Source organism: Pantoea sp. GL120224-02 (assembly GCF_900215395.1).
Classification (GTDB): domain Bacteria; phylum Pseudomonadota; class Gammaproteobacteria; order Enterobacterales; family Enterobacteriaceae; genus Pantoea; species Pantoea communis.
The window spans coordinates 394,252-407,191 of record NZ_OBEC01000001.1; the positions used below are offsets into that span (position 1 = coordinate 394,252).

At 52.4% G+C, this 12,940-nt stretch carries 14 protein-coding genes; 12 read left to right on the forward strand and 2 right to left on the reverse strand.

From position 1 onward, the window contains the following. Nucleotides 1–7: 7 nt before the first annotated feature. Genes tssB through CRO33_RS01755 form a run of 3 tightly spaced genes read left to right on the forward strand, consistent with a single transcriptional unit; the run spans nt 8 to nt 2,827 of the window. Complete coding sequence (tssB, locus tag CRO33_RS01745) at nt 8–538, forward strand: type VI secretion system contractile sheath small subunit (RefSeq protein ID WP_045813586.1); 531 nt, start codon at nt 8–10, stop codon at nt 536–538. Next, nucleotides 538–2,034 carry a type VI secretion system contractile sheath large subunit gene (gene tssC / locus CRO33_RS01750; RefSeq protein ID WP_097116743.1) on the forward strand — a complete coding sequence of 499 codons (1,497 nt, stop codon included), beginning with the start codon at nt 538–540 and terminating at the stop codon, nt 2,032–2,034. Before tssB ends, tssC begins: the two co-directional genes overlap by 1 nt. 19 nt (nt 2,035–2,053) lie before the next feature. Beyond that, nucleotides 2,054–2,827 carry a hypothetical protein gene (locus CRO33_RS01755; protein WP_234472763.1) on the forward strand — a complete coding sequence of 258 codons (774 nt, stop codon included), beginning with the start codon at nt 2,054–2,056 and terminating at the stop codon, nt 2,825–2,827. Nucleotides 2,828–3,024: 197 nt separating this feature from the next. Here the strand turns inward: CRO33_RS01755 and CRO33_RS01765 are convergent, their stop codons facing one another. Beyond that, on the reverse strand, nt 3,025–3,243 hold the full coding sequence (locus CRO33_RS01765; protein ID WP_097116745.1) for a hypothetical protein: 219 nt from the start codon (nt 3,241–3,243) through the stop codon (nt 3,025–3,027). Nucleotides 3,244–3,563: 320 nt separating this feature from the next. Between CRO33_RS01765 and CRO33_RS01770 the strand changes: the two genes are divergently transcribed. Both CRO33_RS01770 and CRO33_RS01775 read left to right on the forward strand, forming a co-directional pair. Beyond that, nucleotides 3,564–4,046 (forward strand): Hcp family type VI secretion system effector, encoded by a 483-nt coding sequence (locus tag CRO33_RS01770; protein ID WP_045813581.1) that lies wholly within the window; start codon nt 3,564–3,566, stop codon nt 4,044–4,046. A 257-nt stretch (nt 4,047–4,303) separates the two neighbouring features. Next, a complete protein-coding gene (locus CRO33_RS01775) occupies nt 4,304–4,699 on the forward strand; it encodes a lysozyme inhibitor LprI family protein (RefSeq protein ID WP_038646144.1) in 396 nt (131 codons plus the stop codon). Between the two features lie 6 nt (nt 4,700–4,705). On the opposite strand, the gene CRO33_RS01780 is transcribed toward CRO33_RS01775, so the two are convergent. Further along, nucleotides 4,706–4,918 carry a hypothetical protein gene (locus CRO33_RS01780; RefSeq protein WP_097116746.1) on the reverse strand — a complete coding sequence of 71 codons (213 nt, stop codon included), beginning with the start codon at nt 4,916–4,918 and terminating at the stop codon, nt 4,706–4,708. A gap of 79 nt (nt 4,919–4,997) precedes the next feature. Between CRO33_RS01780 and tagH the strand changes: the two genes are divergently transcribed. The 7 genes from tagH to tssG are packed head-to-tail and all read left to right on the forward strand — an operon-like array spanning nt 4,998 to nt 12,914. Continuing rightward, entirely contained in the window at nt 4,998–6,827 is a 1,830-nt protein-coding gene (gene tagH / locus CRO33_RS01785; protein WP_097116747.1) for a type VI secretion system-associated FHA domain protein TagH, read from the forward strand. Then, nucleotides 6,824–7,615, forward strand: a complete 792-nt coding sequence (locus CRO33_RS01790; protein ID WP_038646150.1) for a PP2C family protein-serine/threonine phosphatase — start codon at nt 6,824–6,826, stop codon at nt 7,613–7,615. The genes tagH and CRO33_RS01790 overlap by 4 nt, the downstream gene beginning before the upstream one ends. Nucleotides 7,616–7,625: 10 nt before the next feature. Next, a complete protein-coding gene (locus CRO33_RS01795) occupies nt 7,626–8,597 on the forward strand; it encodes a hypothetical protein (RefSeq protein ID WP_176505713.1) in 972 nt (323 codons plus the stop codon). A 16-nt stretch (nt 8,598–8,613) separates the two neighbouring features. Continuing rightward, a complete protein-coding gene (locus tag CRO33_RS01800) occupies nt 8,614–9,441 on the forward strand; it encodes a type VI secretion system accessory protein TagJ (protein WP_097116749.1) in 828 nt (275 codons plus the stop codon). After that, nucleotides 9,431–9,991 carry a type VI secretion system baseplate subunit TssE gene (tssE, locus tag CRO33_RS01805; RefSeq protein WP_097116750.1) on the forward strand — a complete coding sequence of 187 codons (561 nt, stop codon included), beginning with the start codon at nt 9,431–9,433 and terminating at the stop codon, nt 9,989–9,991. Before CRO33_RS01800 ends, tssE begins: the two co-directional genes overlap by 11 nt. 2 nt (nt 9,992–9,993) lie before the next feature. Next, the gene (gene tssF / locus CRO33_RS01810; protein ID WP_097116751.1) at nt 9,994–11,868 is read left to right on the forward strand and encodes a type VI secretion system baseplate subunit TssF; all 1,875 of its coding nucleotides are present in this window, start codon (nt 9,994–9,996) and stop codon (nt 11,866–11,868) included. Continuing rightward, nucleotides 11,865–12,914 carry a type VI secretion system baseplate subunit TssG gene (gene tssG / locus CRO33_RS01815; protein WP_097116752.1) on the forward strand — a complete coding sequence of 350 codons (1,050 nt, stop codon included), beginning with the start codon at nt 11,865–11,867 and terminating at the stop codon, nt 12,912–12,914. Before tssF ends, tssG begins: the two co-directional genes overlap by 4 nt. Nucleotides 12,915–12,940: the final 26 nt, after the last annotated feature.

The window sequence follows — 12,940 nt, forward strand, 5'->3', positions numbered from 1 at the left end:
GAAAATCATGGCCACTATGAAATCCAGCGGGCAGAAATTTATTGCCCGCAATCGCGCGCCCCGCGTTCAAATTGAATATGACGTGGAGATTTATGGTGCGGAACGCAAAATCCAGCTGCCGTTCGTGATGGGCGTGCTGGCAGACCTCGCTGGCAAGCCACTGGAACCGCAGGCTGCTGTTGATGATCGTAAATTCCTTGAAATCGATATTGATAATTTTGACGAGCGCATGAAGGCGATGAAACCGCGTGCGGCGTTTCAGGTTGAAAACACCCTGACGGGTGAGGGAAAACTCAATGTCGAACTGACCTTTGAAAGCATGGATGACTTTTCACCTGATGCGATTGCACGCCACGTTGAGCCATTAAACAAGCTGCTGGAAGCACGTACCCAGCTTGCTAACCTGTTGACCTATATGGATGGTAAAAACGGCGCGGAAGAGTTGATTGGCAAAATTCTGCATGACCCGACGCTACTGCAGGCGCTGACGCATCTGCCAAAGCAAGCCGACGTAGCAGAAGGTAAGGAGGAAGAATAATGAGCGAGAAATTGCAACAGCAGGCGGAAAGCGCATCCAGCTTCAGCCAGGATGAATTCAGCGCGCTTCTCAGTAAAGAGTTTCGTCCGAAGAACGATCAGGCGCGGGAAGCGGTTGAAAACGCGGTCAAAACTCTGGCCCAGCAAGCGCTGGAGAACAGCGTTACCATTTCCAACGACTCGTACCGCACTATCCAGTCACTGATCGCTGAAATTGACGAGAAATTATCGGCGCAGGTAAACCAGATTATTCACCACCAGGATTTCCAAAAACTGGAAAGCGCGTGGCGTGGCCTGAGTTATCTGGTGAACAACACCGAAACCGATGAGATGCTTAAAATTCGCTTTATGAGTATTTCCAAGCAGGAGCTGGGACGTACCCTGAAACGTTACAAAGGTGTGGGCTGGGATCGCAGCCCGCTGTTCAAGAAAATCTATGAGCAGGAATACGGCCAGTTTGGTGGCGAACCTTTCGGTTGCCTGGTCGGTGATTACTACTTTGATCATGGCCCACAGGATGTGGAGTTGCTGGGAGAGATGGCACGTATTGGCGCAGCGGCACACTGTCCGTTTATTACCGGTGCGGCACCCGAAGTCATGCAGATGGAGTCATGGCAGGAACTAGCGAATCCACGCGATTTGACCAAGATTTTCCAGAACACTGAATATGCTGCCTGGCGCAGTCTGCGTGAATCAGAGGATTCACGTTATCTCGGCCTGGTGATGCCACGTTTCCTTGCTCGTCTGCCATACGGTATCCGTACTAATCCGGTGGACAGTTATGATTTTGAAGAGCAAACGGATGGCTCTGATCATGGCAATTACGCCTGGAGTAACGCCGCCTATGCGATGGCAGCCAACATCAACCGTTCCTTCAAAGAGTACGGCTGGTGCACCTCAATCCGTGGTGTGGAATCGGGCGGGGCGGTAGAAAACTTACCGTGCCATACCTTCCCGAGTGACGATGGTGGTGTGGACATGAAATGTCCAACTGAGATCGCCATCAGCGATCGTCGTGAAGCGGAGCTGGCGAAAAACGGTTTTATGCCACTGGTACATCGTAAAAATTCGGACTTCGCGGCCTTTATTGGTGCGCAGTCATTGCAGAAACCGGCGGAATACCACGATGCCGACGCTACCGCCAATGCGCGTCTGGCGGCGCGTCTGCCGTATATGTTTGCCTGCTGCCGCTTTGCTCACTATTTGAAGTGCATTGTGCGTGACAAAATCGGCTCATTCCGTGAGCGCGATGAGATGGAGCGTTGGCTGAATGATTGGGTGATGAACTATGTCGATGGTGACCCGGCCAACTCCTCGCAGGAAACCAAATCACGCAAACCGCTTGCCGCAGCCGAGGTGAACGTTGAGGAGCAGGAAGACAATCCGGGTTATTACGCGGCGAAATTCTTCCTACGTCCGCATTATCAACTGGAAGGTCTGACGGTATCGCTGCGTCTAGTATCGAAACTGCCTTCGCTGAAAAATGACAATACGTAAGTTTTAATAAGGATGTGCGATGCCTGAGTTTTACCAAGCAGAACACATCCTGAAACTTATAGGATGTCAGGCGCTAAATGGCTTTGCGCCTGATGTCTTCTGGAATCATCGCTGTTTAAAAAGGATTCGGGATATGGATTCGCCGAAAAGTATTGCTGATGGCATGCTGGCCCTGTTCAATACCAAAAAGAAATCGGATGTTGAGACGTTTATGGTGAGTGCGCTGAGTGGATTTGCCGCTATTCCAGGTGATCTCTATGCGCTGACCAAAGACTTTCTTGATAGTGACCATCGCTGGGATAACGAAACGGATCGCATCCGCTTGATCAGCCTGCTGAAGAAGGGAGCGACAAGTGATGATCTGCGCAAGTTGATAAAACTCGTGGTTGAGCAATATTTTAAACGGCTTAGCGAAGAGCAGTTAGAAAAATTACTGGTAAAAATGGGTGGTAGTGCAGCGGGATCTTTTGCTTTTAAATACCTGTTTGTTAATGAGATCGTGTCACGATTCTTTATCCGGGTCATCCCTAAGTTTCTTTTTAGCGCGGGGATGACAGGGATCATCACCATTGGTGCTTCTGTTTCAAGGTCAATCTATACCTCGCGGGATTTGATGAAAAAGAATAAGGAGGTCTATGCCATGTTGCGCGGTGCAGGTGATCTCGATTTACTCTATTTTCTGCTACAAGATAATATTGACCCTTGGCTGGATGCGATTGCACTACAACAGAATAATTCGCCACTGGCGCAAGAGGTGTTTTCGAACTTTCTGGAAGGAATACGTGATGTTTAAAAAATCAGCTCTCTATATCATGAGCCTTTTGCTGACCTTTTTGTCTGCGCTGATTTTAATAACATGTGTAGGTTATTATATTCTGTTCTTTGACTGGGATATCTCTTTGGTGGGGAAAGTTATCAACGCAGTTCTGATAATTATTTCAATAACTGCGTCAATTGCAATCTATGCAGTAGCCGAAAAGTTAAAGCGAACTAATTAAACGGACTTTTGTGTACTCTTTTATATAAAATAAAAATAATAGCGATGCAGAGCACTGCAAAGATAATTTTACCGGCAATGATTCCGGTGGAATCGGCATTAAAGTTTTCATAACGAGAAACCAGAACTATTGATTCGATAATATCTGCGATTGAATAGAGTGAGAGCAGCGATAACACTAATATCAGGGATGCTGAGATAACCTTTTTCATATTCGTTCCTTCGGTAAACTTTTGATACGCTGGGCTACTATAGACTATCTGTCAGGTCGCTGTCCATGAAATGAGTGCGTGAAGTTCGGGCATGCAAAAGGGAATCAGGTTTTCAATATATATATCGATTTAAAAACGCATACAAGTTTTTGTCGGATATAAATTCGGCAATACGTTATCTGAAATATTGTTTACGACACTGTTTCAGAAGCAAGGCAAAGGTAAAATATGGACTGTTTTATTCAGCCCCATGCTTTTCTTTTTGCCATATCCTTGCTTTTTTTAAAGCAACAATCTCAATCAATTAAGAGAGAAAGATAATGGCTATTGATATGTTTATGAAGGTCGACGGCGTTACCGGCGAGTCTAAAGACTCAAACCACACTGGCTGGACCGATATTACCTCTTTCTCATGGGGAGCTTCTCAACCAGGCAATATGTCTGTTGGCGGTGGCGGCGGTGCGGGTAAGGTTAATTTCAACGATCTGCACGTCAATGCACTGATCGATAAATCCACCACTGCGCTACTGAAGAACTGCGCCAGCGGTAAGCATCTCACGAAAGTCGAACTCTCTATCTGTAAAGCGGGTGGCACTCAGGTTGAATATGCTCGCATTACACTGGAAGACGTGCTGGTAACTAATGTGAACTATAATGGCTCTGACAATGGCGATACGCTGGGAATGAGCTATTCTTTCCAGGCCTCTAAAGTTAAGCAGCAGTATTGGGAGCAGAGCTCTTCTGGTGGTAAAGGTGCAGAAAGCAGCTCAGGCTGGAACATTAAAGAAAACAAAGAAGCGTAATATTATTTATTTGTTAACTCTGCAGTAATTTGTAGCGGCGCGATTTAGTTTCTTTTCAAAGGTGCGCGATAAATCGCGCCGCTACAATGTTATGGGGCTTAAAGCGGGTATTGGTGTTTACTATGATAATAGTGCGACGGAAAAATTCCAGAACTCCTCGCTGAAATCTATTGCTGAATTACGCAAGGCCTATCTAAAGTAAAACTCAGCGGTCTTCATAAGGACGCTGAAAAATTTTAAACGATAAGGACGTTGGTATGAAAAAGGGAATCATTGTCTTTCTGTTTATCGGTGTGTTACAGAATTACGCTAATGCAGAGGATGTTTGCGGCAAAGCTGTGAATGATGGTGAGGTTTTCTCCTGCTTTAAATCCGCAAAACAGACAGCAGAAAAAACGTTAAATGAAGAGTATCTCGCAACAAAGAATAGAATCGCGGCTGAGTATTCCGCCTCACCGGCAGCTTTGCAAAGCTATACGTTAACCTTAACCGAGTCACAGCGCGGCTGGCTAAAGTATCGCGATGGTCAATGTAACCTTGAGTCTTTTATGGCTGAGAAAGGAACCGTTACTTACGATGCGCTTAAGGATAAATGCATTGCCAGAGTTGACCTGGAACGTGTTGAGCAACTTAAATCGATTCCTTATGAATAATTATTGCTAATTACTTCTTCTTGCTGACTCCTGTTTGGGGGCCGCTGCTTGTAATAAACTCAAGACAAATAAAATTTCTAATTGTTTAATTATTATATCTTCTCTCTCATCTTTTTTTGATAAATCCCACATTCTATAGTGAAGCGATTTATCGCGCAGTTTTAAACTAATAATCAACCAGCTAAAAAGAGCGCGATAAATCGCGCCGTAGCCCGTCATAAAAACGCTTCCTATATTCCGCCTCTTTCACGAGAGAGGCGCGATATAGATGCCGAACAGCCAACCGCAGGAATCCGTTATGCGCTTTACGATAATAACGACTAAACCCGGCCATCAGCCGCCGCAGACTCTCTTTAACTTCTTACCTCCCGGCGGCACCATTGGTCGTGGGGTGGATAACAATCTGGTATTACCTGATGATGACCGTACCATTTCCCGATTACAGGCCATTGTGCATATTACTGCTGACGGTGAATGTCGTCTGACCAACCGTGGTAATGTCACTCGCGTGCTTCTTAACGATATTCCGCTGGAACGTGGGCGTCAGGTGGAATTGCAGGACGGCGATATTATTGGCATTGATGATTATCAGTTGCTGGTTAACGATACTCACGCCGCATCGTCTGCCAGCGTGGTCGCTAAGCCAGCCGCCAAAGCGGCAATCATTGTCGATGAGCCAGCCACAGCGGTGAGCAGCACTGCCGCAATCCCCAGTGAGATCTGGGACAGCCTGGCGAAAGAATTTTCCATCTCTGACGATTTATCGCAACGTAACAAACCTGCGCCAGCGTCATCCGAAGCTCATCCGCTGACTGCTCCCGCTGCCGCCGAACGTAATCCGGAAAATCCACTGGCTGCGCTGATCAGTGATGCGCCACTGGATATCGGCCAACAGCCGACTCATCGCAGTTTGTTTGATGAAGAGGATGCGTTGTTTGCCCAGGACAGCATTTTTGATGATGCGACCCCGAGCGCGCTGGTCGGGCAGAAGAGTGTTGCGGCCTCTGCACCGGTTGAGAAGCAGCCTGATGAGCTGGATCCTCTTAGTCTGTTTGGCTGCCAGAATACCCCCGATCCCCGCCATCACGATGACCCACTAGGTTTAATGATGAGCGGGGCGGTTCCGCTGGCGCAACCCGAAGTACCGCCGCTGCCAGAAGTTGAACCAGAACCAGAACCAGAGCTAAAGCCAGCTTCGGTCGCGCCTGACGCCGTTGATCTGGCTGAACTTAGCAGCTCGCCATTATTTGATGATACCGACACGGCGCCTGCGCCAATAGTGGCTGAAGAAGCTGAAGAAGCTGAAGAAGCTGAAGAAGCTGAAGAAGCTGAAGAAGCTGAAGAACCGACCGAAACCAGCCCGACACCGCTTGAATATGGTGGTATCACCTTGCCGACGCCGCAGGCGGTGCAGCGTACTCCATCACCTACCCCTAAAGGGCGTCTGCGCATTGATCCGGTGGCGTCTCACAGCCAGCGCGAGGCGGCGGCTCAAAGCAGTGGTGATGCGCTGAAAGGTGAGTTACTGGATGCCTTGCTGGAAGGAATGGGTCTACAGGATTTGCAGCCCACGCCGCAGTTCGATTGCGATCAGATGCGCCAGTTTGGCCAGATGCTCAGCATGTTCTCGCAGGGTACCGTCGCATTACTCTCATCACGTTCCATTCTCAAGCGTGGCGTAAAAGCAGATATGACGGTGATCCTCGACGATGCCAATAACCCGTTCAAACTGCTGCCCTCTGGCAAAACCGTGCTGATGCAGATGTTTGGTAGCCGGATGCCCGGCTTTATGCCGCCGCGCCAGGCGGTACGTGATGCGCTGATCGATCTTCAGGCGCACCAGTTAGGGATGATCGCCGGTATCCGCGCCATCATCGCTTCTATGCTGCAATCCTTTAATCCTGATCAGCTAGAAGCAGAAGCGCGCGAGGCAGGTTCCGTATCTCGCCTTGGTCTGCCGGGGAGCCGTAAAGCGGCGTTGTGGGAGCATTTTGTCGAGCGCTACGGCGAAACTGCTGGCGAGATCGAAGATGACTTTCACACCCTGTTTGGCGAAGCTTTCCTGCACGCCTACGACATGGAAGTTAATCAGTATAAAGATTCACAAACCCACACGGATGACGCATGAATATCACTATTGCTTCCACGTCGAATCAGGGCGACCGCGCCAGCAATCAGGATCAGACCGGTGAGATTATCGGTGAACGTTCAGCCTGCTTTGTCGTCTGTGACGGCGTGGCCGGTTTCCCGGGTGGAGACGTCGCTGCCACTATCGCCCGCAGCAGTTTAATGGAGACGTTTAACGGCGAAACCCATCTGAATGCGCAGTCGATACGTAACTATGTCAATCACGCGAATCACTCCATCCGTCAGCAACAAAAGGCCAGCAGCGAGCACAGCCGGATGGGCACAACACTGGTGAGCCTGTTTATCGATCGTGATTACGGCCTGGCTTACTGGGCACACGCCGGTGACAGTCGCCTTTATCTGTTTCGACGCGGTTATCTCTTCCACGTCACCACTGACCACAGCCTGGTGCAGCAAATGAAAGATGCCGGGCATCAGACCGAGGGCATCAACACCAATTTGCTCTATTTCGCGCTCGGTATGGGCGACGAGCAGCGTGATGCCAGCTACAGCGATGTGGTGGCGATTGAGGACGGTGATGCCTTTCTCCTGTGTACCGACGGCTTCTGGCATGGGGTCACGCTGGAACAGATGCAGCAGTCACTGCATATGGTCAACACGCCGCAAGAGTGGCTCACGCTGATGCAGCAAATCATTAAAAACGAACAACCGGAACAGGGGCAGCAGGACAACTTTAGTGCGCTAGCCGTGTGGGTTGGTTCACCTCAGGACACCACCTTACTGCACTCGCTCTCAGATGCGGCGCAGTTTTTCCCTCTTCGCGATTGAGAACGCCAACATGAAATATGGATTATTGGGGCTGGCTGCGCTGCTACTGAGTACACAGGCCTTGGCTGAGAACTACCGCATTGTGCAGTCCCCGGCACAGAAACTGGATGTCTGGATCGATGACGTCAAAGATAACCAGCTGGCGAGTTGGTGTCAGAAGAGTGTGGATCTGCGTATCGTCAGCAAAGGTGAAAAAAGTGCCAGCGTGCTGGATGGCTTCCTGCCGCGTGTCGCCGGATTAATGGCGTCGCAGTGCAAATCGCTGCAACAACTGCACTGGCAATTGCAGGATGCAGAAGGTAATGCACTGGCAGAAGGTACTGCCGAGCGGACGAAAGATTGGCAGCCGGTGGTTACCCCGCCACCGCAGGCGGCGATCCCAACACCTCAGGTAGCCACCCCGACACCGACTATCAGTTCACCGCCTGCGGACACCACGCCCTGGCAGCAATTCAGTCTGTTAGATGGCTGCCACTTCCGCACCTGGTGGCAGCAACCGGCTCAATTCAGCGCCATCTTTGTGCCGACAAAGCAGGGGCTGGTGTGTGGCAAGGATGGCTGGTTGAGCGGCAACAGCAATCTGACACAGATGGGTAACGGGGCCACAAAATCAGTCTCTGTGACTTATTTACAAGGTTTCCCGATTGCCGGGTTAAGCAGCGGGCAGTCGACCAGCGAACTGACCATCACCACCGTCAACCGTGAACGTATGGTGCTGGCTAATGAGAAATCCCCGGAAAGCTGGTTGGTGCTGCCGTTCAGTACCCAATTTAATGGCTGGCAGGCACCGCAGCAGGTGGTAGTGCAGATGCACGCCAGCGATGCAGCCGATGAAAGCGCACTGCGCGCCCGCTTGCAGGAAGTGCGCAAAGTCTGGTTGCCGTGGTTGAAAAGCGCCGCGCCGCTGAAAGTACAACTGGTGGAGCAACTGCATCCGGAATTGAAAGATCCGGCCGCAGCGGCTTACCGCACCCTTAACTAGCGCAAAAGGAGTTTGCATGGAGTCATTACAACAACGTCTGGCTGATGCATCACTGGCAGAGAATCTGGCCCGTACCACGGCGCAGATTCAGGCCAATCCTGCCGATGCCAACCTGCGAGCCACCTTTGTCCAACTGCTGTGTATGGCCGGTAACTGGACGCGTGCACAGACACAACTGCAATCCTGGCTGGCGCTTACCCCACAGGCACAACCCACCATCACTCTGTTGCAACAGGCGATTGCCGGGGAATTACAACGTGCGGCGGTGTTACGCGGTGAGTCGCAGCCCCAACTGCCAGGCAGTGCCTGGGCATGGAGTGAAACCCTGCTGGCGGCGTTGCAAGCCGAGGTCAAGGGGGATGAGGCACGCGGCGCAGATCTACGCCAGCAGGCGCTGGAGCAAGCCGACGCCAATCCCGGTACCTTAGAGCAGCAGGACCAGTCAGTGGCGTTCCCGTGGTTGATGGATGGCGACAGCCGTTTTGGTCCAGTATGTGAAGCCATCGTCAATGGTCGTTATTACTGGGTGCCGTTTGCCGCTATCCGGGAAATGCAGTTCCAGGCACCGGCCAGCGTAACGGATTTGGTGTGGCGTCATACGCTGATCCAACTGGTGGATGGCAGTGAACAGGTGTGCCAGATTCCGGTGCGCTATCCCTTACCGGCGCAAGCGGAGGAATCCTGGCTGCGCGCCAGCGTCACCGAATGGCAGCCGCTGGGCAACGTTGACAGCCAGTTTATCGGTCTGGGACAGAAAGTCTGGCTAAGCGACAGCGCGGAATTCTCACTGATGACACTTCAGCGCATCACTTTTAACGATATCGGGCCAGCTTATGAGTCGTGAAGACGGCTATGCACAGCTGCACGGCGGCTATCGTGCACGTAAAACCCGCGACACGCTGACCTCACGCGACAAGTTGCAGTCCTCGCTGCTCGATCGCCTGACAGATGATGCACCGGATAAACGGAGCGAGCCGAACAACAGCGTCCTGATTACCCATAACACGCTACGCCGCCATGTGCTGCGCGATTTACAGTGGCTGTTTAACACTATCAATAACGAAGCGCAGCAGGATCTCAGCCCGTTTGGTGAGGTACAGCGATCGGTATGGAATTTCGGTGTCGCGCCGCTGGCCGGACAAAACATGTCGGATATCGAATGGCCGGACATCCAGCGCAAAATGACCAATGCCATTTTGCATTTTGAACCACGCATATTGCCACAGGGTTTGCAGGTCCGTTGTGTCAGCGATCTGACGGCGCTAGACCTGCACAACGTGTTATCGATTGAGATCAAAGGTCGTCTATGGTGTGTGCCTTATCCGCTGGAATTTCTGTTTCGTACCCAGGTCGATCTTGAGAATGGCCATTTCGAACTACAGGATGCGGGGTAATCATGGACAGCAAACTGCTCGACTACTACAACCGTGAACTGGCCTATCTGCGTGAGATGGGCGCCGAGTTTGCCGAACGTTATCCCAAAGTGGCAGGTCGGCTGGGGATGGGCGGCATTGATATCGCCGATCCTTACGTAGAACGGTTAATGGAAGGCTTTGCATTTCTCACCTCACGTGTTCAGCTAAAAATGGATGCGGAATTTCCGCGCTTTTCTCAGCGAATGCTGGAGATGATTGCACCTGGCTATTTAGCGCCAACACCGTCAATGGCGATTGCCCAATTGACGCCGGATAGCCGCAAAGGGAATATCAGCAACGGTTTTCTGGTGCCGCGTGGCACCATGATGGAGAGCCAGAGCCTGAAGAAATCGGGCGTCACTTGTAGCTATACCACGGCGCATGACGTGATGTTGCATCCGTTACGCATCAGCGATGTGACGCTCGGCGGCGTACCCGGTGACATTCCGCTGGGTGAGCTGAAATTGAGCGGTCTGGGTGCAGCCAGCGCATTACGCATCAGAATTGAGTGTGAAGGCGTTTCCTCCCTAAGCCAACTGACAATCGATGAACTGATGCTTTACCTCAGCGGCCCGGATATTCAGGCGCTAAGGTTGCTGGAACTGTTGATGCAGCATCGTGTGGGCATCGTGCTGCAATCGGTGGAGCCACAGCCGCAGCGTCAGGTACTGGCCGATAACGCGCTGCAACAACAAGGTTTTGCGCCGGAGCAGGCATTGTTACCGGACGATTTGCGCAACTTCGATGGCTACCGTCTGTTGCAGGAATATTTTGCTTTTCCGGCAAGGTTTCAGTTTATCAGCCTGCATCAACTGGCGGCGCTATTGTGCCGTTGCGAACATGCCACAGCCTTCGACATCATTATTCTGCTGGATAAGGCCGATGCCGAACTCGAGAGTGTGGTGGATCGCAGCCATCTGGCGCTGCATTGTACGCCGGTGATTAACCTGTTCCCGAAAATGGCAGAGCGACTAAAAGTCAGCGATAGCCAACATGAATATCACCTGGTGGTGGATAATATACGCCCGCTGGATTACGAAGTGCATTCGGTGCAACGCTTGTTTGCCAGCGTACAAGGGCAGCGCGAGGAACAGGTATTCCGACCCTTCTGGAGCACCTTCAGCGCGGATAATGGTGACTACGGCGCCTATTTTTCCCTGCGTCGTGAACAGCGCACGCTGTCTGAGCATGCGCAACGCTATGGCACTCGCACCGGCTATATTGGCTCTGAAGTGTTTCTCTCGCTGGTGGATGAACACCACACACCGTGGCGCGATGATATGCGCCATCTCTCCGCTGAGGTCATGTGTACCAGCCGTGATTTACCGCTGATGCTGCTGCAACAGGAACACGGCCAGTTTGTGATGCCGGATTCAATCCCGGTGAGTCAGCTGACATTGTGCAAAGGGCCAACGCCACCGCGTCCGGCGCTGGCAGAAGGCTTATCCTCCTGGCGGCTGATAAGCCATCTGCAAATGAACTATCTGAGCCTGATGGACAGCGCTGACGGAGAAGGGGCAGCCGCCTTGCGCCAGTTGTTAAGTCTGTACGCCAATCTGGCGGAAGCGCCAGTGGCGCGCCAGATTGAGGGCATTCGCCATTGCCAACTGAGTGCGGTACATCGGCGAGTGCCGGAACCGGGGCCCGTCGTGTTTGCACGTGGGGTCAGTATTGCGCTGGAAGTGGATGAGCAGGTGTTCTCCGGAGCCAGTCCATGGCTGTTTGGCAGCGTGCTGGAACGGGTCTTCTCGCGATTGGTGGCGCTCAACAGTTTCACCGAACTGACGCTGAGCAGCCAGCAACGTGGCGAAGTGGGTTACTGGCCGCCGCGTATGGGCAAGAAGGCGCTGCTATGAGTGAGGTTGCACAGATTATCCATCTATCGCGCGCCAGCCGTCTGCCGGACGATTTCTGGCCAGCGGTGATGGCGACTCCCTGGCGCTATGACCTGTTCCAACTGTTGCGTCGGTTAAATGCGCAAAGTGGCCAGCGTTATGCGCTGGGGCGTGCACCCCTGCCAAAGTTCGAAAGCCTGCGCATCGGCCAGATGCCCTCCCTGACCTTCGCCCCGGCGACGCTCGCCTCGGTGCGCGAGCGCAAGGAAGAGGGGCGTCATGATGTCTCCATCTACAGCTTTGGCCTGTTTGGCCCTAACGGGCCGCTACCTACGCACTTGACTGAATATGTTCGCGAGCGTATCGACCATCATCAGGATCACAGTCTGGCGGCTTTTGCTGACCTGTTTCATCACCGGGCCACTTTACTGTTTTACCGCGCCTGGGCGGATGCGCAGCCGACCGCTTCTCTCGATCGCGGCGATGATAAACGTTTTCAGGATTATCTCGCCTGTCTGGCCGGGATTGGTTTTCCGGCTCAGCAACAGGCCAGCTCGCTCAGCCTGCATGCGCGCCTGATGTTGGTGGGGCATCTCAGTCGCCACGGACATGATGCGGAAGGTCTGGTGCGCATTTTGCGCCTTTATTTTGGTATCCCGGTGCGGCTTGAGCAAAACCAACCGCAGTGGCTGACGCTGGATAGCCGCGATCAGGCACGCCTGGCCGCCGGGCGGCACATGCCACGCCTCGGTGAGTCGGCTTTTCTCGGGGTGGCGGTGCGCGATGTGCAGCACCGTTTTCGCCTGCGTTTGGGACCACTCACCGCCGCGCAATATGCCCACTTCTTACCCGATGCGCCAGGGGCATGTGAAGTGCGCGACTGGGTGCAGCACTACATCGGTATTGAAATGCAGTGGTATCTTAGCCTGATCCTTGCCGCGAATGAGGTCGAGGGTACGGCCCTGGGCGGCAGCGCCCGACTCGGTTACACCAGTTGGCTGGGACAACCAGCACAGCCTGTCGATCGTGAAGATTTTGTTTTTGAAGTTGAGGCAGCCTCACGCTAGCCCATCGCCTTTTCCTGTCACATAGC

Excerpts from the sequence above, each read along its gene's own strand:
- CRO33_RS01795 (WP_176505713.1), top strand. The coding sequence starts at position 7,626 with ATGAAATATGGATTATTGGGGCTGGCTGCGCTGCTACTGAGTACACAG.
- tssB (WP_045813586.1), top strand. The coding sequence starts at position 8 with ATGGCCACTATGAAATCCAGCGGGCAGAAATTTATTGCCCGCAATCGC.
- CRO33_RS01800 (WP_097116749.1), top strand. The coding sequence starts at position 8,614 with ATGGAGTCATTACAACAACGTCTGGCTGATGCATCACTGGCAGAGAAT.
- CRO33_RS01765 (WP_097116745.1), bottom strand. The coding sequence starts at position 3,243 with ATGAAAAAGGTTATCTCAGCATCCCTGATATTAGTGTTATCGCTGCTC.
- tssF (WP_097116751.1), top strand. The coding sequence starts at position 9,994 with ATGGACAGCAAACTGCTCGACTACTACAACCGTGAACTGGCCTATCTG.
- tssC (WP_097116743.1), top strand. The coding sequence starts at position 538 with ATGAGCGAGAAATTGCAACAGCAGGCGGAAAGCGCATCCAGCTTCAGC.
- tssE (WP_097116750.1), top strand. The coding sequence starts at position 9,431 with ATGAGTCGTGAAGACGGCTATGCACAGCTGCACGGCGGCTATCGTGCA.
- CRO33_RS01755 (WP_234472763.1), top strand. The coding sequence starts at position 2,054 with ATGCCTGAGTTTTACCAAGCAGAACACATCCTGAAACTTATAGGATGT.
- tssG (WP_097116752.1), top strand. The coding sequence starts at position 11,865 with ATGAGTGAGGTTGCACAGATTATCCATCTATCGCGCGCCAGCCGTCTG.
- CRO33_RS01770 (WP_045813581.1), top strand. The coding sequence starts at position 3,564 with ATGGCTATTGATATGTTTATGAAGGTCGACGGCGTTACCGGCGAGTCT.
- tagH (WP_097116747.1), top strand. The coding sequence starts at position 4,998 with ATGCGCTTTACGATAATAACGACTAAACCCGGCCATCAGCCGCCGCAG.
- CRO33_RS01775 (WP_038646144.1), top strand. The coding sequence starts at position 4,304 with ATGAAAAAGGGAATCATTGTCTTTCTGTTTATCGGTGTGTTACAGAAT.
- CRO33_RS01780 (WP_097116746.1), bottom strand. The coding sequence starts at position 4,918 with ATGACGGGCTACGGCGCGATTTATCGCGCTCTTTTTAGCTGGTTGATT.
- CRO33_RS01790 (WP_038646150.1), top strand. The coding sequence starts at position 6,824 with ATGAATATCACTATTGCTTCCACGTCGAATCAGGGCGACCGCGCCAGC.